This is a genomic window from Actinosynnema sp. CA-299493, from assembly GCF_050946825.1.
In the GTDB taxonomy this organism is placed as follows: Bacteria; Actinomycetota; Actinomycetes; order Mycobacteriales; family Pseudonocardiaceae; genus Actinosynnema.
On record NZ_CP191993.1, the window covers coordinates 3,067,577 to 3,090,075 of the forward strand.

Sequence of the window (22,499 nt, forward strand, 5' to 3'; positions counted from 1 at the left end):
CCCAGGTGGCAGGACTGTAGCCAGTCGGAAACGGTGAAGAAAAGAGGGCGTGATCGGAAGGTGACCCCCGCCGTTTCTCACGTTCCGTGAAGAAAACGCCGAATGAACAGTGGCTGAGACGGGCAGGCCACCGTCGAAGGCGGCGTTGACCACTGAAGGTGAACTTTTGTGGGGTCCATTAGTCCGATCAGGTGACTGAGATCCACGTCACGGCCGAGTCGAAGTTGATGTCGAAAATTCGTCGAATTGCGCCGTGCGGCAGCGGTGGCGCTACGCCGAAAAGGTCAGCACTGGTGCGAAAAGCCGGACATTCCTACTCTGGGAACGCTCCCAGCCCTCTTTCGGACCCTGTTCCCGACCCGGAGGCAACGCAATGACGCGCACTCCCTCCCGACCCGTCGCGGTGGCCGCGACGACGGCCCTCCTGGCGGCCGTCGCCCTCGCCGCCACCGTGCTGGTGCCGCACCTGCGACCGGTCGCGACCGCCCAGGTGGCGGCCCAGGTCGACCCGCGGGTGGAGCAACTGCTCGCCCGCATGTCGCTGGACGACAAGGTCGGCCAGATGACCCAGGTCGACCGCGGCGCGCTCAAGTCCACCGCGGACCTGGCCACCTACCGGATCGGCTCGCTGCTGTCCGGCGGCGGCTCCGCGCCGACCCCGAACACGGCCCAGTCGTGGGCCGACATGTACGACAACTTCCAGCGCACGGCCCTGTCCACGCCGCTGGGCATCCCGCTGATCTACGGCGTGGACGCGGTGCACGGCCACAACAACGTGCGCGGCGCGACGATCTTCCCGCACAACATCGGCCTGGGCGCGACGCGCGACCCGGAGCTGGTCAAGCGCATCGGCGAGGTCACCGCGAAGGAGGTCGCGGGCACCGGGATCGACTGGAACTTCGCGCCCTGCCTGTGCGTGGCGCGCGACGACCGGTGGGGCCGCACCTACGAGTCGTTCGGCGAGGTGCCGGAGATCCCCACCGCGATGACCACCTACGTCGACGGCCTCCAGGGCGCGACGCTCGGCGGCACGGCCGGCTCCGTGCTCGCCACCGCGAAGCACTACATCGCCGACGGCGGCACCGCCGCCGGCGACGACCAGGGCGACGCGCGGATCACCGAGCAGGAGCTGCGCGCCGTGCACCTGCCGCCGTTCGAGGCCGCCGTCGACCGGGGCGTCGGCTCGGTGATGATCTCCTACAGCAGCTGGAACGGCGTCAAGGCGCACGGCCACCGGTACCTGATCACCGACCTGCTCAAGACCGAGCTCGGCTTCACCGGCTTCGTGGTCTCGGACTGGGCGGGCATCGACCAGATCGACGGCGCGACCGGGTTCACCGGCGCCGAGGTCGCCGCGGCGGTCAACGCGGGCATCGACATGGTGATGGTGCCGACGGACTACCAGCGGTTCACCGGCCTGCTCAAGGCCGAGGTGCAGGCCGGTCGCGTGAGCACGGCCCGGATCGACGACGCCAACCGCCGCATCCTGACCAAGAAGTTCGAGCTCGGCCTGTTCGAGCGCCCCCTCACCGACCGCTCGCTGACCTCGACGGTCGGCTCGGCCGCGCACCGCGACCTGGCCCGCCAGGCGGTGCGGCAGTCGCAGGTGCTGCTGCGCAACGACGGCGTGCTGCCGCTGGCCAAGTCCGGCCGGTACTTCGTGGCCGGCAAGTCGGCCGACGACATCGGCAACCAGAGCGGCGGCTGGACGATCTCCTGGCAGGGCGGCAGCGGCAACACCACGCCGGGCACCACGATCCTCCAGGGCATCCGCGACCTGGTCGGCACCGGCGCCGCGATCACCCACGACCGCTACGGCGCCGGGGTGGACGGCTCGTACGACGCGGCCATCGCGGTGGTGGGCGAGACCCCGTACGCCGAGGGCCAGGGCGACCGGCCGTACGGCCTCGGCCTCGACCGCGAGGACCTGGAGACGATCAACCGGCTCCGGTCCGCGGGCATCCCGGTGGTCGTCGTGCTGGTGTCCGGGCGCCCGCTGGACATCGCGAGCCAGGTCGGCGACTGGGACGCGCTGCTCGCCTCCTGGCTGCCCGGCACCGAGGGCCGCGGCGTGGCCGACGTGCTGTTCGGCGACCACAACCCCACCGGAAAACTGCCCGTGACGTGGATGAGCAGCGGTTCGCAGCAGCCGATCAACGCCGGTGACGGCAAGGCCGCCCTCTACCCGCTCGGGCACGGCCTGAGCTACCGGCCGACCACCACCAGCACCACCCCGACCAGCACGTCCACCACCACGACGACCACGTCCACCACCGCCACCACGAGCACCACGACGACGACCTCCGCCCCGCCGCCCGGCGGCTGCGTGGCCACGGCCCGGGTGACCGGCTCCTGGCAGGGTGGGTTCCAGGCCGAGGTCACCGTCGTCAACCCCGGCGCCGCCCGGCTCAACGGCTGGACGGTCACCTGGACGAGGGCCGGCGACCAGGCGATCACCTCGCTGTGGAACGGCAGGCTGACCCAGACCGGCACGGCCGTGTCCGTGGACGACGTCGGCTGGAACGGCACGCTCGCGCCGGGGGCTTCGGGGTCCTTCGGGTACACCGCGAGCGGTTCGGCGGCCACGGCCGAGCTGACCTGCCGGGCGAGGTAGCACCGCGTCGTGGTCACTTTCTGGGAGCGCTCCCCCACGCTGGGTCATTCAGCCCAGCGCGAGCCACCGTTCAGCCCACACTCCGGGAGACCGCAAGCCGAATTTGTCAAGGCTTTGTGGCTGAACCCTCTTTTCACGGTGTTTCGTTGCCGTTACAGTCCCGGACTGGGAGCGCTCCCAGAAACCTCCACCGCCCTGCCCCTCGGAGGCACCGCATGCGACGACGCATGTCCGGTGCGCTGGCCGGCACGCTCGCTGTGCTGGTCAGCGCCTTGACGCTGACCCCGTTCCAGCCGTCCGCGACGGCCGCGCCCGCGTTCAACTACGGCGAGGCCCTGCAGAAGTCGATCTGGTTCTACGACGCCCAGAGGTCCGGTGACCTGCCTGCCGACAACCGGGTGAACTGGCGCGGCGACTCGGCGCTGCGCGACGGCAGCGACGTCGGACTCGACCTCTCGGGCGGCTTCTACGACGCGGGCGACCACGTCAAGTTCGGCCTGCCGTTCGCGGCCACGATGTCGATGCTGGCGTGGGGCGCGGTGGAGAACCGCGACGCCTACGAGAGCTCGGGCCAGCTGCGGCACCTGATGGCGAACCTCAAGTGGGGCACGGACTGGATCATCAAGGCCCACCCGTCGCCCAACGTGGTGTACGGGCAGGTCGGCAAGGGCGACGACGACCACAAGTGGTGGGGCGCGGCCGAGGTCATGCAGATGGCCCGCCCGTCGTACAAAGTGGACGCTTCCTGCCCCGGCTCGGACCTCGCGGGCGAGTACGCGGCGGCGATGGCGTCGGCCTCGATGGTGTTCAAGGCGACCGACCCGACCTACTCGGCGACGCTGCTGACCCACGCCAAGCAGCTCTACGGCTTCGCCGACACCTACCGCGGCAAGTACAGCGCCTGCATCACCGACTCGGCGAACTTCTACAACTCCTGGAGCGGCTACCAGGACGAGCTCGTGTGGGGCGCGATCTGGCTGTACCGCGCCACCGGCGACGCGAGCTACCTGGCCAAGGCCAAGGCGGAGTACCCGAAGCTGTCCACGGAGCCGCAGACCACCACGCGGTCCTACCGGTGGACCATCGCGTGGGACGACAAGTCCTACGGCGCCTACGCGCTGATGGCCAAGCTCACCGGCGAGGCCGAGTACGTCGCGGACGCCAACCGGTGGCTGGACTACTGGACCACGGGCTACAACGGCAACCGGGTGCGCTACTCGCCGGGCGGCCAGGCGCACCTCGACACCTGGGGCTCGCTGCGGTACGCGGCCAACACCGCGTTCGTCGCGCTCGTCTACAGCGACTGGCTGCGCGACCGCGACGCCGCAAGGGCGACCGCCTACCACGACTTCGGCGCGCGGCAGATCAACTACGCGCTGGGCGACAACCCGCGCAACGCCAGCTACGTCGTCGGCTTCGGCGCCACCCCGCCGCGCAACCCGCACCACCGCACCGCGCACGGCGCGTGGGCCGACACCATGCAGGATCCGGTGACCAGCAGGCACGTCCTGTACGGCGCGCTGGTCGGCGGCCCCGGCACGAACAACGACGCGTACAAGGACGACCGCACCGACTTCGTCGCCAACGAGGTCGCGCTGGACTACAACGCCGGGTTCACCGGCGCGCTCGCCCGGCTCTACAAGGAGTACGGCGGCACGCCGCTGACCACCTTCCCGGTCGCCGAGGCGACGGACGGCCCCGAGCTGACCGTGCAGGCCTCGGTCAACCAGAGCGCGGCCGGCTTCACCGAGGTCAAGGCGTTCGTGCTCAACAAGACCGCGTGGCCCGCCCGGGTGTTCAACGGCTCGCTGCGCTACTACTTCACCCTCGACGGCGCCACCACGCCGGACCAGGTCACCGTCGCCACCAACTACAACCAGTGCGGCACGCCCAGCGGTCCCAAGCAGCACAGCGGCTCGGTGTACTACGTGGACGTGCCGTGCCCCGGCGTGTACCCCGGCGGCCAGTCCGCGCACAAGCACGAGGTGCAGTTCCGCATCACCAGCGCGGGCGCCTGGGACCCGTCCAACGACTGGTCGTTCGAGGGCCTCGGCACGGGCAACACGGTCGCGCTGACCGAACGCCTGGTGCTGGTCCAGGACGGCCAGGTGCAGTGGGGCAAGGAACCCGGCCCGGCCGTGGTGGACCGCGAGGCCCCCACCGTCCCGACCGGACTGCGCGCGTCCAACGTCGGCGCCACCAGCGCCACGCTGACCTGGACCGCGTCCACCGACAACGTCGGGGTGACCGGCTACGACGTGCTCCGGGCGGATGGCACGTCCGTAGGTGCCCCGGCCACCCCGACGTTCCAGCTCTCCGGCCTCGCCCCGGCGACCTCCCACACGTTCACCGTGCGGGCCAAGGACGCCGCGGGCAACCGCTCGGCCGCGAGCGCGGTGATCACCGTGGTCACCACCGACACCACCGGCGACCGCGAGTCGCCGACCGTCCCGGGTGGACTGTCCGTCTCCTCGGTCACCAGCACCGGCGCGACGCTCACGTGGACCGCCTCCACGGACAACGAAGCCGTGGCGGGCTACGAGGTCCTCCGCCCGGACGGGACGGTCGCGGCCACCACCACGGGGGTGGGCCACCAGCTGACCGGCCTGACCGCGGACACCGCGTACACCTTCACCGTCCGCGCCAAGGACACCTCCGGCAACGTCTCCTCGCCGAGCACCGCGGTGGCGTTCCGGACCACCCCGGGCGGCGCGACCGGCCCGGTCGCCGTGCAGCAGCGCGGCAACGGCTCGGCGAGCGCCAACCAGATCGGCGCGACGCTCGCCGTGGTCAACCGCGGCACGACGGCGGTCGACCGGTCCGCCGTCACCCTCCGGTACTGGTTCACCGGTGACACCGCCAACGCCAACTACCAGGTGTTCTGCGACTGGGCGGTGGTCGGCTGCGCGAACGTGCGCGCCACCGTGGTGAAGCTGCCCACCGCGCGACCGGGCGTGGACTCCTACCTCCAGGTGTCGTTCGCGGCGGGCACGCTCGCCGCGGGCGCGAGCACCGGCGACATCCAGTTGCGGGTGGCCAAGTCCGACTGGTCGACCTTCAACCAGGCCGACGACCACAGCTACCGGGTCAGCGCGACCCTCACCGACTTCGACCGGGTGACCGCCTACACCGGCGGGACCCTCGCCTGGGGCACCGAGCCCTGACCCAGACTCGGCACGGGGCGTTCTGCGCGCCCAGGCGTCCCGTGCCGACTCCACTCTCCGCCACGCCCTTTCAAGCTTCGCGGGTCAATGGCTGATCCGTGCAGGAGGAGGACGCATGAGGTACCGCACCAGAGCGGGACGGTTGCGCACCGGTCCGCTCGCGCTGATAGCCGCGGCGGCAACTGCCGCGGGTGTTATGCCGTTCGTCGCGCCGGTGGCGAACGCGGCCGTCGCGTGTACGGTCAACTACCAGGTCACCAACCAGTGGCAGGGTGGCTTCGGCGCCAACGTGTCCGTCCGCAACGAGGGTGACCCGGTGAACAACTGGCGCCTCACGTGGACCTTCCCGGATGGCCAGCGCGTTCAGCAGGGTTGGAGCGGCACGTTCTCGCAGAGCGGCGCCGCGGTGACCGTGGCGGCCCCGGGTTGGGCTCCCAACCTCGGTACCGGCGCCACCGTGACGCCGGGCTTCAACGGCTCGTGGACCGGCCAGAACCGGCCGCCCACGGACTTCGCCCTCAACGGCACGCGCTGCACCGGCCCGAACGTCAACGTCAACCCGACGGTGTCGCTGACGTCGCCGACGACCGCGCAGTCGTTCCAGGTCGGCCAGGCGGTCCCGCTGGCGGCCACCGCGGCCGACACCGACGGCACCGTCGCCAAGGTCGACTTCCTGGCCGACGGCGTGGTGGTCGCGACCGACACGAGCGCCCCGTACACGGGCTCGTGGACCGGCGCGACCGTGGGCGAGCACGCGATCGTGGCCCGCGCCACCGACGACAAGGGCGGCATCGGCAACTCCAGCATCGCCAGCATCCGCGTCATCGCGGGCCAAGCGGTGCAGGTCAGCCCGCCGTCGTTGAGCGTGAAGCAGGGCGCCACCGGCACCTTCGGCGTCTCCCTGGCCACCGCGCCCACCTCGTCGGTGACGGTCACCGTCGCGCGTTCGGGCGGTAGCACCGACCTGACCGCCGGTCCGGCCTCGCTGACGTTCACCACGGCCAACTGGGCGACCAAGCAGAACGTCACGGTCACCTCGGCGGCCAACGGCGGCGACCTGGCCACGGCCACGTTCACCGCCAGCGCGACCGGCGCCACCGCGGCCACGGTCGAGGTCAAGGAGATCTCCGACTCCGCGTCGGACTTCGAGCAGGCCTTCCTCGACCAGTACGCCAAGATCAACGACCCGGCGAGCGGCTACTTCCGCACCTTCTCCGACGGGCTGAAGGTGCCGTACCACTCGATCGAGACGCTGATGGTCGAGGCGCCGGACCACGGTCACCAGACCACGTCCGAGGCGTTCAGCTACTACCTGTGGCTGGAAGCCAGCTACGGCAAGATCGTCGGTGACTGGGCGCCGTTCAAGAAGGCCTGGGCCTCGATGGAGAAGTACATCATCCCGGCCAAGGCGGACCAGCCGACCAACGACAAGTACGACGCCTCCAAGCCGGCGACGTACGCGCCGGAGCACCCGCGCATGGACCAGTACCCGTCGGTGCTGGACGCCGGCGTGCCGGTCGGCCGCGACCCGATCGCCGCCGAGCTGAAGTCGGCCTACGGCAACAGCGACATCTACGGCATGCACTGGCTGATCGACGTCGACAACACCTACGGCTTCGGCCGGTGCGGCGACGAGTCCGACGCGGCGCCCGCGTACATCAACACCTACCAGCGCGGTTCGTCGGAGTCGGTGTGGGAGACCATCCCGCAGCCGTCCTGCGACACCTTCGCGCACGGTGGCCCCAACGGCTTCCTCGACCTGTTCACCAAGGACGCCAGCTACGCCAAGCAGTGGAAGTACACCAACGCCCCGGACGCCGACGCGCGTGCGGTGCAGGTGGCCATGCTGGCGCAGGAGTGGGCGACCGAGCAGGGCAAGGCCAGCGAGGTCGCGCCCGAGCTGGAGAAGGCCGCCAAGATGGGCGACTACCTCCGCTACGCCATGTTCGACAAGTACTTCAAGAAGATCGGCAACTGCGCCAGCACCAGCTGCCCGGCCGGTACCGGCAAGGACAGCGCGCACTACCTGATGTCCTGGTACTACGCGTGGGGTGGCGCGACCGACACGTCCGCGGGTTGGGCGTGGCGCATCGGTGACGGCGCGTCGCACCAGGGTTACCAGAACCCGCTCGCGGCCTACGCGTTGGCGAACGTGCCCGCGCTGAAGCCGAAGTCGGCGACCGGCCAGCAGGACTGGGCCACGTCGATGACCCGCCAGCTGGAGATGCTGCAGTGGCTCCAGTCGGCCGACGGCGCCATCGCCGGTGGTGTCACGAACAGCTGGGAGGGCCAGTACGCCGCCCCGCCGTCGGGCACGCCGACGTTCTACGGCATGTACTACGACGCCCACCCCGTGTGGCGCGACCCGCCGTCGAACCGCTGGTTCGGCTTCCAGGCGTGGCAGATGGAGCGCACCGCCGCCCTGTACGAGAAGACGGGCAACGCGGCGGCCAAGAAGATCCTCGACAAGTGGGTCCCCTGGGCCATCGCGAACACCACCGTCGGCACCGGTGGCACGTTCCAGATCCCGTCCGACATCGAGTGGACTGGCGCTCCGGACACCTGGAACGCCACCAACCCCGGCGCCAACGCGAGCCTGCGCGCCCGGGTGCTCAACTTCAGCCAGGACGTCGGCATCGCCGCGTCCTACGCCAAGACGCTCCTCAACTACGCGGCCAAGTCGGGCAACGCCCAGGCGAAGACCGTCGGTGAGGGCCTCTTGACGGCGCTGCTGGCGCACGAGGACGACAAGGGCATCGCGGTGCCGGAGGAGCGCAAGGACTACAACCGCTTCGACGACGTCTACAACACGTCGACGCGTGAGGGTCCGTACGTCCCGACCGGCTGGTCCGGCGACATGCCCAACGGCGACCAGATCAAGCCCGGTGCGTCCTTCTTGGACATGCGTTCGATGTTCAAGCAGGACCCGGAATGGCCCAAGGTCCAGGCGTACCTGGACGGCGGCCCCGCGCCGACCTTCACCTACCACCGGTTCTGGGCGCAAGCTGAGATCGCCACGGCGTTCCAGCTGCACGTGGAGCTGTTCGGGTAGACCCGCGAAGGTCGCCGACACCCCCCTCACGACGTGGTGAGGGGGGTGTTCGGCATGTCTCGGGGCGTCTTGATCGTGGCAGCCGCCGCCGGTGGGACGACTTCGGCACTCCGGTGTTGACTCCGATGAGAGAGCTGTGCCACATTTCTGGCACCCCGCCCGCTGACCCAGGTCGGCGTTGTTGTCGCAGCAATCGAAACGATTCGATTCAGTGAGCTGCAGCTTCGAACAATTCGACGACCGCGAGAGGTGTGCCGTGGACCCGCTGCCGTTCCGCGATCCGGGTCTGCCGGTCGAGGACAGGGTGACCGACCTGCTCGGCCGGCTGACCGACGAGGAGAAGGTGGCGCTGCTGCACCAGCACCAGCCCGCCGTGCCGAGACTGGGGTTGGCGGCGTTCCACACCGGCATGGAGGTGCTGCACGGCGTCGCCTGGGCGGGGCCCGCCACGGTGTTCCCGCAAGCCGTGGGGCTGGCGTCGTCGTGGGACACCGGACTGGTGCGGCGGGTCGGCGAGGCGACCGGTGTGGAGGCGCGGGGTTTCCACCACCGCGACCCGGTCGCGCACGGGCTGAACGTGTGGGCGCCGGTGGTGAACCCGTTGCGCGACCCGCGCTGGGGCCGCAACGAGGAGGGCTACTCCGAGGACCCGACGCTGACCGCCGCGATGGGCACGGCGTACGCGACCGGCCTGCGCGGCGACCACCCGCGCTACCTGCGCACGGCGCCGACGTTGAAGCACTTCCTGGGCTACAACAACGAGGACGACCGCTGCGTCACGTCGTCCGACCTGCGCCCCCGGGTGCTGCACGAGTACGAGCTGCCGTGCTTCCGGGGGCCGGTCGAGGCGGGCGCGGCGGTGGCGGTGATGCCGTCGTACAACCTGGTCAACGGCCGTCCCGCGCACCTGAGCCCGTTGATCGAGCAGGAGTTGCGGACGTGGGCGCCGGACGGGCTCGCGGTCGTCAGCGACGCGTACGCGCCGTCGAACGTGGCCGGTTTGCAGGCGTACCTGCCCACGCAGGCGGAAGGGCACGCGGCGTTGCTGAACGCGGGCCTGGACAGCTTCACCGACCAGGACGCCGACCCGACGTTGACGATCGAGAGCGTCACCACGGCGCTCAAGGACGGCCTGCTGGACTTCTCGGCGGTGGACCGCGCGGTGGGCAACGTGCTGGCGCTGCGGTTCCGGCTCGGCGAGTTCGACCCCGTCGACGACAACCCGCACGCCTCGATCACGTCGGACGTGATCGGCACGCACGGCGAACTGGCGTTGGAGGCGGCACGGCAGGCGGTCGTGGTGCTGCGCAACGAGTCGGCGCTGCCGTTGCGGCGCGGCGCGCAGCTCGCCGTGATCGGCACGCACGCCGACACGCTGTTCGAGGACTGGTACAGCGGCACCCTGCCCTACCAGGTGACCGTCCGAAGAGGACTGGAGGAGTTCGCCTCGTCGGTTTCCTGCACCGAGGGCGTCGACCGGATCGCGCTGCGCGCGGCGGACGGCCGCTACCTCGGCGTGCGCGGCGGCGTGGTCGGCCTGGGTGAGCGGGCGCTGTTCGACCGGTTCGACTGGGGCGACGGGGTGTGGGCGCTGCGCGACGTGGGCTCCCGCCGGTACCTCGGCGTGGCCGAGGACGGCTCACTGGTCGCCACCGCCGCGATGCCCGGCGGCTGGGACGTGCGCGAGCTGTTCGAGCCCCGGCTCACCGACGGCGGTGTGGTGCTCCGCAACAAGGTTCAGGGCAACGACACCGTCCCGTTCGAGGTGGAACGGGTGGTGGACGGGATCGCCGCCGCGGTCGAAGCGGCCTCCGCCGCCGACACCGCCGTGCTGGTGCTGGGCAACGACCCGCACGTCAACGGCCGCGAGACCGAGGACCGCACCACGTTGCGCCTGCCGTCGCTCGACCTGGTGCGCGCGGTGCGGGAGGCCAACCCGAACACCGTGCTGGTGCTCGTGAGCGGCTACCCGTACGCGTTGGACGGCGAGGAGGAGCACCTGCCCGCCGTCGTGTGGACCGCGCACGGCGGGCAGGAGCAGGGCCGGGCGGTCGCGGAGGCGTTGTTCGGCGCGTTCTCCCCGTCGGGCAAGCTCACCCAGACGTGGTACCGGTCCGACGACGACCTGCCGGACATCTTCGACTACGACATCATCCGCGCGGGCAGCACGTACCTGTACTTCACCGGCGAGCCGCTGTTCCCGTTCGGCCACGGCCTGTCCTACACCACGTTCGAGTACGCCGACCTCGCGTGGGCCGACGGCGTCGCCACGGTCTCGGTCACGAACACCGGTGACGTCGCGGGCGCGGAAGTCGTGCAGCTGTACTCCGCGGCGCTCGACTCGCGGGTGCGCCAGCCGGTGCGCAAGCTCCAGTCGTTCCACCGGGTCCACCTCGCGCCGGGCGAGACCGCGGTGGTCGACCTGCGGTCCGACCAGCTGTGGCACTGGGACGTCACCACGGGCCGGCGGGTGGTCGAGGCCGGTCGGTACGAGCTGCTGGTCGGGTCGTCCTCCCGCGACATCCGGGCCCGGCTGGTGGCCGACGTGCCGGGGGAGACCCGCGTGCCGCGCACGGGCGCGTTGCCCGCCTTGACCTTCGACGACTGCGACGGGGTGCGACTGGTGGACGACGAGGTGGTGTTCACCCGCGAGGGCGCGTGGATCTCCTTCCGGGACGTGGCGCCGGGGTCGCGGTCCGCCCCACCGGACACCCGGCTCTCGGCGGACGGCACGTCGCTGGTGCTCACCGCCGACGTGGCCGGCGTGCGCGTGCGGGAGGTGCGCTGACGTGGTCACCATCGCCGATGTCGCGCGGCACGCCGGAGTCGCGCCCAGCACCGTGTCCTACGTGCTCACCGGTCGCCGCTCGATCTCCACGGCCACCAAGGCGAGGGTCGAGGCGAGCGTGCGGGAGCTGGGTTACCACCCGCACGCGGGCGCCAGGTCGTTGGCCAGCAACCGCGCCAACGTGCTCGCGCTCGTGCTGCCGATGCGCGAGGGCATGCACATGCCGGTGCTGATGCAGTTCGTCGTCGCGGTCGCCAACGCGGCCCGCCGGCACGACCACGACGTGCTGCTGGTGACCGCCGACCAGGGCGCGGCGGGCCTGCGCCGGGTGGCGGGCAGCGCCCAGGTCGACGGGCTGCTCGTGATGGACGTCGAGATGCACGACGAGCGCGTGCCCGTGCTGCGGGACCTGGACCGGCCGTCGGTGCTGATCGGCTTCCCCGCCGACGCGGCCGGGCTGACGTGCGTGGACCTGGACTTCGCCGAGGCGGGTTCGCGGTGCGTGGACCACCTGGCCGACCTGGGTCACACCTACGTGGCGCTGGTCGGCGCGCCGCGCGCGGTCTACCAGCGCGACACCGGGTTCGCGCACCGGACCATGGCCGGGTTCAGCGCGGCGGCGATGCGGCGCGGCGTCTCCTCGACCACGCTGCCCACGGAGCCCGACCACGAGTCGGTGCGGGTGGCGATCACCGGTCTGCTGGAGCGCCACCCCGGGGTGACCGGCCTGGTGGTGCACAACGAGGCCGCGCTGCCGTCGGTGGTCGAGGTGCTGCGGTCGCTGGGGCGCAAGGTGCCCGACGACATCGCGGTGATCGCGATCTGCCCGGACGACCAGGCCGAACGCCTGATGCCGCCGCTGACCTCGGTGGCCGTGCCCGCCGAGCAGCTGGGCCACCACGCGGTGGCGCTGCTGATGGCCAAGCTCGACCGGACCCCGACCCCGCCGCTGACGTTGCTGCCGCCGCGGCTGACCGAACGGGCCAGCACGACCCGCTGACCACCGCCCGCCCGGCGCCGCCGCTACCCTCCGGAGGATGAGCGACAACCACGTCGTGGTCATCACCACCACCGACAGCGAGGACGCGGCCGGCGCGTTGGCGAAGGCGATCGTCGAGGCCCGGCTGGCGGCGTGCGTGCAGATCAGCGGCCCGGTCCGCAGCGTCTACCGGTGGGACGGCGAGGTCAGGGACGACCACGAGTGGCAGCTCTGGATCAAGACCGCCTACGACCGGGTGGACGAGCTGACCGGGTTCGTGACGGCGCGGCACACCTACGACGTGCCCGAGGTGCTGGCCCTGCCGGTGCTCGGCGGCAACCCCGACTACCTGGCGTGGCTCACCGACGAAACCCGCCCCTGACCCCGCGAGTCCTACGTTCACGCCCCGAGAGTCCTACGTTCACGACCTCTGAGTTCAACGCTCACGACCCGTGCCGCCTGACGTGAGCGTTGAACTCGAGGTGCGTGAGCGTAGGACTCTCGCGACCTGGACGTAGGACTCTCGCGAGGTCAGAGGCGCAGCCGCCGCCGGAGCAGGGTGGCCGTGTGCACGGGTTCGGCGGCCGAGCCGTGCCGGACCTGCGTGCGGCAGCTGAAGCCGTCCGCCACGACCGCGGTGTCCGCGCCGGCGGCCCGCACGGCGGGGAACAGGGTCTGCTCGCCCACCGCCATCGACACGTCGTAGTGCCCGCGCTCGAAGCCGAAGTTGCCCGCCAGCCCGCAGCACCCCGCCAGCACCGACGCGCTCACCCCCGCCTTGGCCAGCAGCTCCCGGTCCGCGTCCAGCCCCAGTTCGGCGTACTGGTGGCAGTGCGGCTGGACGACCGCCCGGACGTCACCCGCCACCGGCTCCAGCAGCGGCGACACGTGCTCGGCGAACGTGCGCACCGACTCCGCCAGCCGCACCACGTCCGGGTCGTCGCCCGCCACCTCCAGCGCGTCGGACCGCAGGAACGCCGTGCAGCTCGGCTCCAGCCCCACCACCGGCACGCCGTCCCGCGTCCACGGCCGCAGCAGCCGGGCCGTCCGCCGCACCACCCGCCGCGCCACGCCCAGCTGGCCGGTGGAGAACCACGTCAACCCGCAGCACACCGCGCCGCGCGGCACCTCGACGGCCTGCCCCGCGTGACCGAGCACCGCCGCCGCGTCGAACCCGACCTCCGGCTCGAAGTGGTTGGTGAACGTGTCCGGGAACAGCAGCACCCGCTCACCGCCGCCACCACCACCGGAGAACCGCGACTGGAACGTGCGCACCGGCGTCGGCAACGGCCGTTCCGGCGCCACGCCGCCGAACCGCCCGAACCGCGCGCTGAGCCCGTTCACCAACCGCAGCCGCAGCCACAGCGGCAGCCACCCCATCGAGTAGTGCGCCGCCGGCCGCACCCGTCCCCGGTAGTGGTGGTGCAGGAACTCCGCCTTGTAGGTGGCCATGTCCACGTCCACCGGGCAGTCCCGCTTGCACCCCTTGCAGCCCAGGCACAGGTCCAGCGCGTCCCGGACCTCCTCGGACCGCCACCCGCCGCGCACCACCTGCTCGCCGAGCATCTCGAACAGCAGCCGCGCCCGGCCCCGCGTGGAGTGCTTCTCCTCCTTCGTCACCCGGTAGCTCGGGCACATCACCCCGCCGGACGTGTTCAGGCACTTGCCGACGCCGACGCACCGTCGCGTCGCCGCCGCCAGGTCGCCGCCGTCGGCGCGCAGCGCGAGCTTCGCCCTGGTCGGGATCACCGGGGGAGCCACCAGCACGCGCAGGTCGTCGTCCAGCTTCGCGGGCGCGACGATCCGGCCCGGGTTCATCAGGCCGCCCGGGTCGAACGCCGCCTTGAACCGCCCGAACGCCTCGATCGCGGCCGGCGGGTACATCCGGGGCAGCAGCTCCGACCGCGCCTGCCCGTCGCCGTGCTCGCCGGACAACGACCCGCCGTGCGCCACGACCAGGTCCGCCGCGTCCTGGAGGAACGACCGGTGCCCGCGCCGGAAGTCGAAGTCGATCCGCACGTGCAGGCAGCCCTCGCCGTAGTGCCCGTAGGTGACGCCACGCCTGCCGTGCCCGGCCAGCAGCGCGTCGAACTCCCGCAGGTAGGCGCCCAGCCGCTCGGGCGGCACGGCCGCGTCCTCCCACCCCGACCACGCCTCGCCGCCGTCGGCCATCCGCGTCGCCAGCCCCGCGCCGTCCTCCCTCACCCGCCACAGCGCGCGCTGCCGCGCCGGATCGGTCACCACCACCGAGTGCGGCGCGAGCGCGGCGGCCAGGTGCGCGACCGAGTCCTCCGCCGCCTCGACGAACAGCCAGCTCTCGCCCCGCGGCAGCAGCCGCCGCGCCCCGCCCGCGGCCCGTGCCAGCTCGACGTTCAAGCCCTCGATCGTGAGCACGTCCAGCTCGCGCAGCCGCGGCGCCAGGTCGGCGGCGTCGTAGGGGCCGTCGAAGCCGAGCACGGCCAGCACCCGGCGCGGCGGCGCCTCCACCAGCCGCACGGTCGCGCCGAGCACGGTCGCGCACGTGCCCTCCGAGCCCACCAGCGCCCTGGTCAGGTCGGGCAGCGCGTCCAGCCGGTAGCCGGACACCCGCCGGTCCAGCGCGGGGAACCACGCCGGGTCCACCTCCGGCAGGTCCAGCGGCGGGGGAGTGCGCGTGTCGAACCGCCGGCCGTCGGCCAGCAGCACGTCCAGCGCGTGCACGTTGTCGCTGGTCTTGCCCCAGGCCACCGAGTGCGCGCCGCACGCGTCGTTGCCGATCATGCCACCGAGCGTGCAGCGGGAGTGGGTGGACGGGTCGGGCCCGAACACCAGCCCGTGCGGCCGGGCCGCGTCGTTGAGCCGGTCCAGCACCACCCCGGGCTGCACCACCGCGACCCGCTCGACCGGGTCCACCGAGATCACCCGGTCGAGGTACCGGGAGAAGTCGATCACCAGGCCCGCGCCCGCCGAGTTGCCCGCGACCGAGGTGCCCGCGCCCCGGTTGGTGATGGGCACGCCGTGCTCGACCGCCACCCCGACCGCCGCCACCACCCCGTCCACCGAACGGGGCCGCACCACGACCACCGGCACGTGGCGGTAGTTCGACGCGTCGACGGAGTACAGCGCGCGGTCGCCGGGGTCGGCGAGCACGTCGCCCTCCACCACGGCCCGGAGTTGCTCGACGAAACCGGTCACCACCCGATTGTGATCCACCTCCGGCCAATGGTGGCGTACTTCGGGGTAGGGGATAGCCTCGCCCGGCATCAACCAGCAGCGATGGGAGCAAGCGTGTCGAGGTCCGTTCTGGTCACCGGCGGCAACCGGGGCATCGGTCTGGCGATCGCGCGGGCGTTCGCGGCGCAGGGCGACAAGGTCGCCGTGACGCACCGCGGGTCCGGCGCGCCCGAGGGCCTGCTCGGCGTGAAGTGCGACGTGACCGGCTCCAGCGAGGTGGACGCGGCGTTCGCCGAGGTCGAGGCCGCGCACGGGCCGGTCGAGGTGGTCGTGGCCAACGCGGGCATCACCGACGACACCCTGCTGCTGCGGATGACCGACGAGCAGTTCACCCGGGTCCTCGACGCCAACCTGACCGGCGCGTTCCGGGTCGCCCAACGCGCGTCCAAGGGCATGCTGCGCAAGCGCTACGGCCGCATCGTGTTCATCTCGTCCGTCGTCGGCCTCATGGGCGGCGCGGGCCAGGTCAACTACGCGGCCAGCAAGGCGGGCCTGATCGGCGTCGCCCGGTCGATCGCCCGCGAGCTCGGCACCCGCAACATCACCGCGAACGTCGTCGCGCCCGGCTTCATCACCACGGACATGACCGACGCGCTGCCGGAGGACCGCAAGAAGCAGATCCTCGCCCAGGTGCCGTCGGGCCGGTACGGCACGACCGACGAGATCGCCGCCGCCGTCACCTTCCTGGCCTCCGACGCCGCCGCCTACATCACCGGCGCGGTGCTGCCGGTCGACGGCGGCCTCGGCATGGGCCACTGAACCGCCGGACCACGGTGCCGCCGAACCACCGGGCGGGCACCACTACCAAGCACAACACCTCGGAGGACGGGTTTCAGTGACGGGACTGCTCGAAGGCAAGCGGCTGCTGATCACCGGCGTGATCACGGACGCGTCGATCGCCTTCCACGTGGCCAAGGTCGCCCAGGAGCAGGGCGCCCAGGTCGTGCTCACCGGCTTCGGCCGGATGAGCCTCGTGGAGCGGATCGCCAAGCGCCTGCCGCAGGCCGCGCCGGTGGTCGAGCTCGACGTGCAGAACCAGGAGCACCTGGACACGTTGGCGGACCGGCTGCGCGAGCACGTGGACGGCCTGGACGGCGTGGTGCACGCGATCGGCTACGCCCCGCCGTCGTGCCTGGGCGCGCCGTTCATGGACGCGCCGTGGGAGGACGTGGCCACGGCCATGCACGTCTCGGCGTACTCGTACAAGGCGCTGGTGAGCGCCACCCTGCCGCTGCTGGGCAGCGGCGCGTCGGTGGTCGGCCTCGACTTCGACGCCCGCCAGGTGTGGCCCGCCTACAACTGGATGGGCCCGACGAAGGCGGCGTTCGAGTCGATCAACCGCTACCTGGCCCGCGAGCTCGGCCCGAAGGGCATCCGGATCAACCTCGTCTCGGCGGGTCCGGTGCGCACGATGGCCGCCAAGTCGATCCCCGGCTTCCCGGCCCTGGAGGCCATGTGGGGCGAGAAGGCCCCGCTGGGCTGGAACGTGGACGACCCCGAGCCGGTCGCCAAGTCGGTGTGCGGCCTGCTGTCCGACTGGTTCCCCGCCACCACCGGCTCGATGGTGTTCGTCGACGGCGGCGTGCACTTCCTGGGCCTGTAGGCCCCTCCCCGGTAGCCGACTCGCGCCTGTTCGACATGGCTTCGGCCAGCGTGGGGTGCCCGTAAGGGGCCCATGTCAAACAGGCGCGAGCCGGCGTGCGCTCGAATCACGCCGACCCGGTTGTGCGGCCCGGCCCCGGCGGCGCGAGGATGTCCGGGTGAGTTACGACGCGCTGCTCTGGCTGTCCTTCGGCGGACCGGAAGGACCCGACGACGTCCGCCCCTTCCTCGAGAACGTGACCCGTGGCCGCGGCGTCCCGCCCGAGCGGTTGGACGAGGTCGAGCAGCACTACCAGCACTTCGGCGGCGTGTCGCCGATCAACGCGCTCAACCGCGCCGCGATCGAGGCCGTGCGCGGCCTGGTCGACCTGCCGATCTACTTCGGCAACCGCAACTGGCACCCGATGGTCGAGGACACCCTGGCCGAGATGAAGGCCGCCGGCGTCCGGCGCGCCCTCGTCTTCCCGACCAGCGCCTACGGCGGCTACTCCGCGTGCCGCCAGTACGACGAGGACATCCTGCGCGCCCGCGCGGCGGTCGAGGACGCGCCCGAGCTGGTCAAGCTGCGCCAGTTCTTCGACCACCCGCTGTTCGTGGCGTCGTTCGCGGACGCCGTGCGCGCCGCCGCGGCCGAACTGCCCGGCGACGACTACCGGGTGGTGTTCACCGCGCACTCCGTGCCGGTGTCGGCGGACCGGGCGGCCGGACCGCCCGAGGACGGCGGCCACCTCTACTCCCGCCAGGTCGCCGAGGCGTCACGGCTGGTCGCGGAGGCCGTCGGCGTCGCCGACCACGACGTGGTGTGGCAGTCGCGGTCCGGGCCGCCGCAGGTGCCGTGGCTGGAGCCGGACATCGTGGACCACCTCGACACCCTCCACGACAAGGGTGTGCGCAACGTGGTGGTCTGCCCGATCGGGTTCGTCAGCGATCACCTGGAAGTGGTGTGGGACCTCGACACCGAAGCCCGTGAACGCGCCCAGGAGCTGGGCATGGGCTTCGCCCGCGCGGCCACGCCCAACGACGACCCCCGGTTCGCCGAGCTGGTGGCGGAACTCGTCGCCGAGCACGTGGCGGACGCCCCGGCGCGCAAGCTCTCGGACTTCCCTACCCGCGGCTGCACGGTCGACGGGGCGTTCTGCGCCACCCGGTGCTGCGAGCCCGTGAAGCGGCCTGGTGCGGGCCGGTGAGCGTGGACTTCAGCTGGTCGCCGCGGCCCGCCGACTGGCGTGACGCGCTGCGCACCTCCGTGCCGCTGTACCGGTGGGCGCCGTGGTTCGCCGCGGCGCTCGGCGCGCTGGGCGTGGTCGTGCTGGTGATGGGCATGACCTGGGCGGGCGTGTTCGGCCTCGCGCTCGCTGTGATCATCATCGCACTCGTCCCGGTGGGCACCGCGGTGAACTTCCACAACCACCCGCTGGCGGCCAAGGCGGTGACCGGCACGGCGGACGCGCACTCGTTGCGGATGTCCGTCGGCGAGGCCGCGCGCAGCGAGCTGAGCTGGGCCGAACTGCCCGGTTGGGTGGAGACGGCGCGTGGCTTCGTGCTCCGGACCGGCACCACCGCCGTGTACGCCGTGCCGCACCGCGCGTTCGCCGACGCCGAGGCGGTCGAGGAGTTCCGGTCCCTGCTGGTGGAACACGTCGGCCCGGCGGCCTGAGCCGGCGGAGGGCCCGCGTACCCTCGGCAGGCGTGTCTTGTGCGAGTGCGACGCTGGTGGTCTGGACGTCAGCCTGGCTGCATGGTGCGGCCGCGGCCGACGACGTCCTCGACGCCCTGGGGTTCTGGGCCGGGCTGCACGAGGTGGTGGCCGATGACGACGGCACCGCGACGGCGCTCGACCTGCCCGGTCCCGACGAGGCCCCGGTAGGCCCCGCGCTGCTGCTGGCGTCGTTGCGCCGCGCGTCCGCGACCACCGCCCGGCTGGTCATCCCCGTGCCCGGTGACGTGCGCGGGCTCGGCGCCAACGGGCCGCTCGGCAAGTCCGCGTTGCGCGCGGGCGAGGCCGCCGTGCTGCCGGAGGTGGGCGTGGGGCTGGTGCCGAAGCTGGTGGCCGACGGCGTCGTGCGGTGGACGGTGTTCGACCTGCCCGGCGCGCCCGCCGGCGAGCACGTGCCGATCGGCGAGGCCGAGCACGGCCTGTCCTCGGCGATGCGCGAGGCGGCCACCGCGCTGGTGACGTTGGACGTGGCGCGGCACCGGCCGAACGTGCGGACCGAGATCGCCGCGCTGGCCGCGGAGCACACGGCGCTGGAGTGGCCCGCCGGGATGCCTCCTCGTGCCCTGCGCGTGCTCCAGCGCGCCTCCGAGGTCGCCGCGATCCTCACCGTGGCGGCGTCCGACGCGCCGGGCGGCGCCGTGTCGGCGACCGCGACGAGGGCGCGGGACGAGGCGCTGCGGCCGCTGTCCGAAGCCGTGCGGCTGGCTCGGCTCGCGGCCGTGGACGAAGCCGTGCGAGTGCTTTCGGATCAGGGCGCCGGCCGCCATTAGGCGGCATCCGCCGTCGAATATTCGACAGCTATTCGGTGACCTTCGAAATAGCGGGTAGTCCCGTTGTGGGCGACCCAATCGAATATTCGACTGTGAACGTACGACCGAACCGCGCCGACCCTGGGCTGAACAGGCGATCAGGATGACGACCGTTCGCGGTCCGAATCGATTCCGGCCGATCGGGAAGCGACAAATCCGGCGGCTGTCCGAGTACCGTTAGCGCAGCTCAGCGGCTTGGAGCAGGGTACGTGCCCGGGTATAGCGGCGGATTATGTCCAGGTCAACCCCTCGTCAACACGAGGTGTCGTGCGTTACGGTACGTCTGGGAGCGCTCCCAGGCAGCTGTTTCGGTCTCGCGTCGAATCCCGATTCGGCGAAATCGCTGGGAGCGCTCCCAGATGGCGGGTTGCTCGCAAGGAGGCGATGCATGAGTCTGCGCACATTCGTACGCTCCCGGAAGTTGACCGGGGCATTGGCGGTGACCTCGGTGGCGGCGTTGTCCGTTGCCGGGGTGGTGGCTTCGACCGCCACCGCCAACGCCGCACCCGGTTGTCGGGTGGCGTACCAGATCACGAACCAGTGGCAAGGCGGATTCGGCGCCAACGTCACGGTCACCAACCTCGGTGACGCCATTTCCGGCGGTTGGACGCTGGAGTGGGACTTCGCCGCCGGCCAGCGGGTCCAGCAGGGGTGGAGTGGCACGTTCTCCCAGTCCGGGACGCGCGTGACGGTCCGCAACCCCTCTTGGGCCGGCAACCTCGGAACCGGCGCGTCGGTGACGCCGGGCTTCAACGGCTCGTGGACCGGGTCCAACCCGGTGCCGACGCAGTTCAGGCTGAACGGCACGGTGTGCACGGGGTCGGTCGACACGACGACCACGACCACCACCACCAGCACGACGACCAGCACCACGACCAGCACGACGACGAGCACGACGACCACCACGGGCAACCCTGGCGGTCCGAAGGTCGACAACCCGTACGTCGGCGCGGGCGTGTACGTCAACCCGCAGTGGTCGGCTCGCGCCGCCGCCGAGCCCGGTGGCTCGCGGATCGCGAACCAGCCGACGGGTGTGTGGTTGGACCGGATCAGCGCGATCGCCGGCAACGGCTCGCCGACCACCGGTTTCATGGGTCTGGCGGACCACCTGAACGAGGCCGAGAAGCAGCGCGCGGCCCGTTCGGACGGTCAGCTGGTCTTCCAGTTCGTCGTCTACAACCTGCCCGGCCGCGACTGCGCCGCGCTGGCCTCGAACGGTGAGCTGGGCCAGACGGAGATCGGTCGCTACAAGACCGAGTACATCGACCCGATCGTGAGCATCGTGTCGCGGCCGGAGTACGCGAAGCTGCGCATCGTCCCGGTCATCGAGATCGACTCGCTGCCGAACCTGGTCACCAACGTTTCGCCGCGCGCCACGGCTGTGGCGAACTGCGACGCGATGAAGGCGAACGGCAACTACGTCGAGGGCGTGTCCTACGCCATCGGCAAGCTCGGCGCGGTCGCCAACGTCTACAACTACATCGACTCCGGCCACCACGGCTGGATCGGGTGGGGCGACACGGTGCCGGAGTACGACAACTTCTACGCCGCCGCCAAGCAGTTCGCGGCCCTCCTGGGCAAGAACGGCGCCACGAAGGACAAGATCCACGGCTTCGTCACCAACACGGCGAACTACTCCGCGCTGGAGGAGCCGTACTGGACGGTCGACGACCTGGTCGGCGGTCGCCCGGTGAAGGAGTCGGCGACCTGGGTCGACTGGAACGACTTCAACGGTGAGCTGGGCTTCGCCACGGCGATGCGCGCCGAGCTGGTCAAGCAGGGCTTCGACAGCAGCATCGGCATGCTGATCGACACCTCGCGCAACGGCTGGGGCGGCCCCAACCGGCCCACCGCCAAGTCGACCGCGACCAACGCGAACGACTACGTGAACCAGTCTCGCATCGACCGTCGTGCCCAGAAGGGCAACTGGTGCAACCAGGCCGGTGCCGGTCTCGGTGAGCGGCCGAAGGCCGCGCCGAAGCCGAACATCGACGCCTACGTCTGGATCAAGCCGCCGGGTGAGTCCGACGGTTCGAGCACCCAGATCCCGAACGAAGAGGGCAAGGGCTTCGACCGGATGTGCGACCCGACCTACGGTGGCAACATCCGCAACGGCAACAACCCCTCGGGTGCCCTTGCCAACGCGCCGCTCTCGGGCCACTGGTTCTCGGCCCAGTTCCAGGAGCTCATGGCCAACGCCTACCCGGCGCTGTGACCATCGGCTGACTGGCACGACAACTGAATAGCTCTGCACACCGTAGGCGGCGTCCGTTCCTGGGCGCCGCCTACGGGCGTTCATCCATTTGTGGTCGTCTTCACCGTGGCACGGGTGGACGTCGAGGAGATCACCGGTCGGTTGTCCCTGCGGTTCGGCCCGGCGGTGGCCGAGTGGTGCGCGCGCGGTGCCCTGGCCCCGATGGTCGCCATCGCCCACCTGGACGACGACGCGGCCAGGACGGACCTGCTGACCCTGGCCGCCTGACCACCGACCTGCGCCCACCGACCTGCGCCCGGTCATCGCCGACCGCTCTGCCGGGTCCCGCCCGGCCGTCGATGCTGCG

General features: G+C 71.5%; 14 protein-coding genes and 1 pseudogene. 14 read left to right on the forward strand and 1 reads right to left on the reverse strand.

The window, feature by feature from the left end:
* Window positions 1-373: 373 nt before the first annotated feature.
* The 7 genes and pseudogenes from ACQPYE_RS14360 to cutA form a co-directional block, all read left to right on the forward strand.
* A pseudogene (locus ACQPYE_RS14360) lies at window positions 374-2,212 on the forward strand (glycoside hydrolase family 3 protein); the annotation flags it as partial.
* Window positions 2,213-2,326: 114 nt separating this feature from the next.
* On the forward strand, window positions 2,327-2,614 hold the full coding sequence (locus ACQPYE_RS14365; protein WP_498722911.1) for a cellulose binding domain-containing protein: 288 nt from the start codon (window positions 2,327-2,329) through the stop codon (window positions 2,612-2,614).
* 215 nt (window positions 2,615-2,829) lie between these two features.
* Window positions 2,830-5,778, forward strand: a complete 2,949-nt coding sequence (locus tag ACQPYE_RS14370) for a glycoside hydrolase family 9 protein (protein ID WP_498721667.1) — start codon at window positions 2,830-2,832, stop codon at window positions 5,776-5,778.
* Between the two features lie 115 nt (window positions 5,779-5,893).
* A complete protein-coding gene (locus ACQPYE_RS14375) occupies window positions 5,894-8,830 on the forward strand; it encodes a glycoside hydrolase family 48 protein (protein WP_498721668.1) in 2,937 nt (978 codons plus the stop codon).
* A gap of 256 nt (window positions 8,831-9,086) precedes the next feature.
* Window positions 9,087-11,618 (forward strand): beta-glucosidase family protein, encoded by a 2,532-nt coding sequence (locus tag ACQPYE_RS14380; RefSeq protein ID WP_498721669.1) that lies wholly within the window; start codon window positions 9,087-9,089, stop codon window positions 11,616-11,618.
* A 1-nt stretch (window position 11,619) separates the two neighbouring features.
* A complete protein-coding gene (locus tag ACQPYE_RS14385) occupies window positions 11,620-12,618 on the forward strand; it encodes a LacI family DNA-binding transcriptional regulator (protein ID WP_498721670.1) in 999 nt (332 codons plus the stop codon).
* Between the two features lie 37 nt (window positions 12,619-12,655).
* A complete protein-coding gene (gene cutA / locus ACQPYE_RS14390) occupies window positions 12,656-12,979 on the forward strand; it encodes a divalent-cation tolerance protein CutA (protein WP_498721672.1) in 324 nt (107 codons plus the stop codon).
* A gap of 149 nt (window positions 12,980-13,128) precedes the next feature.
* On the opposite strand, the gene ACQPYE_RS14395 is transcribed toward cutA, so the two are convergent.
* Window positions 13,129-15,774 (reverse strand): FAD-binding and (Fe-S)-binding domain-containing protein, encoded by a 2,646-nt coding sequence (locus ACQPYE_RS14395; RefSeq protein ID WP_498722912.1) that lies wholly within the window; start codon window positions 15,772-15,774, stop codon window positions 13,129-13,131.
* A 90-nt stretch (window positions 15,775-15,864) separates the two neighbouring features.
* Between ACQPYE_RS14395 and fabG the strand changes: the two genes are divergently transcribed.
* The 7 genes from fabG (at window position 15,865) to ACQPYE_RS14430 (ending at window position 22,420) form a co-directional block, all read left to right on the forward strand.
* Window positions 15,865-16,569: a 3-oxoacyl-ACP reductase FabG gene (gene fabG, locus ACQPYE_RS14400; RefSeq protein WP_498721673.1), complete on the forward strand. Its 705-nt coding sequence runs from the start codon at window positions 15,865-15,867 to the stop codon at window positions 16,567-16,569.
* A 76-nt stretch (window positions 16,570-16,645) separates the two neighbouring features.
* Window positions 16,646-17,413: an enoyl-ACP reductase FabI gene (gene fabI, locus ACQPYE_RS14405; RefSeq protein ID WP_498721674.1), complete on the forward strand. Its 768-nt coding sequence runs from the start codon at window positions 16,646-16,648 to the stop codon at window positions 17,411-17,413.
* Between the two features lie 157 nt (window positions 17,414-17,570).
* Window positions 17,571-18,599, forward strand: a complete 1,029-nt coding sequence (locus ACQPYE_RS14410) for a ferrochelatase (RefSeq protein ID WP_498721675.1) — start codon at window positions 17,571-17,573, stop codon at window positions 18,597-18,599.
* Window positions 18,596-19,069 carry a YcxB family protein gene (locus tag ACQPYE_RS14415; RefSeq protein ID WP_498721676.1) on the forward strand — a complete coding sequence of 158 codons (474 nt, stop codon included), beginning with the start codon at window positions 18,596-18,598 and terminating at the stop codon, window positions 19,067-19,069. Before ACQPYE_RS14410 ends, ACQPYE_RS14415 begins: the two co-directional genes overlap by 4 nt.
* A gap of 32 nt (window positions 19,070-19,101) precedes the next feature.
* Window positions 19,102-19,899: an Rv1486c family protein gene (locus ACQPYE_RS14420; RefSeq protein WP_498721677.1), complete on the forward strand. Its 798-nt coding sequence runs from the start codon at window positions 19,102-19,104 to the stop codon at window positions 19,897-19,899.
* Window positions 19,900-20,359: 460 nt separating this feature from the next.
* A complete protein-coding gene (locus tag ACQPYE_RS14425) occupies window positions 20,360-22,153 on the forward strand; it encodes a glycoside hydrolase family 6 protein (RefSeq protein ID WP_498721678.1) in 1,794 nt (597 codons plus the stop codon).
* A 114-nt stretch (window positions 22,154-22,267) separates the two neighbouring features.
* Window positions 22,268-22,420 (forward strand): hypothetical protein, encoded by a 153-nt coding sequence (locus ACQPYE_RS14430; protein WP_498721680.1) that lies wholly within the window; start codon window positions 22,268-22,270, stop codon window positions 22,418-22,420.
* Window positions 22,421-22,499: the final 79 nt, after the last annotated feature.

Coding starts and splice junctions, on each gene's coding strand:
- ACQPYE_RS14370 (WP_498721667.1), top strand. CDS start 2,830: ATGCGACGACGCATGTCCGGTGCGCTGGCCGGCACGCTCGCTGTGCTG.
- ACQPYE_RS14375 (WP_498721668.1), top strand. CDS start 5,894: ATGAGGTACCGCACCAGAGCGGGACGGTTGCGCACCGGTCCGCTCGCG.
- cutA (WP_498721672.1), top strand. CDS start 12,656: ATGAGCGACAACCACGTCGTGGTCATCACCACCACCGACAGCGAGGAC.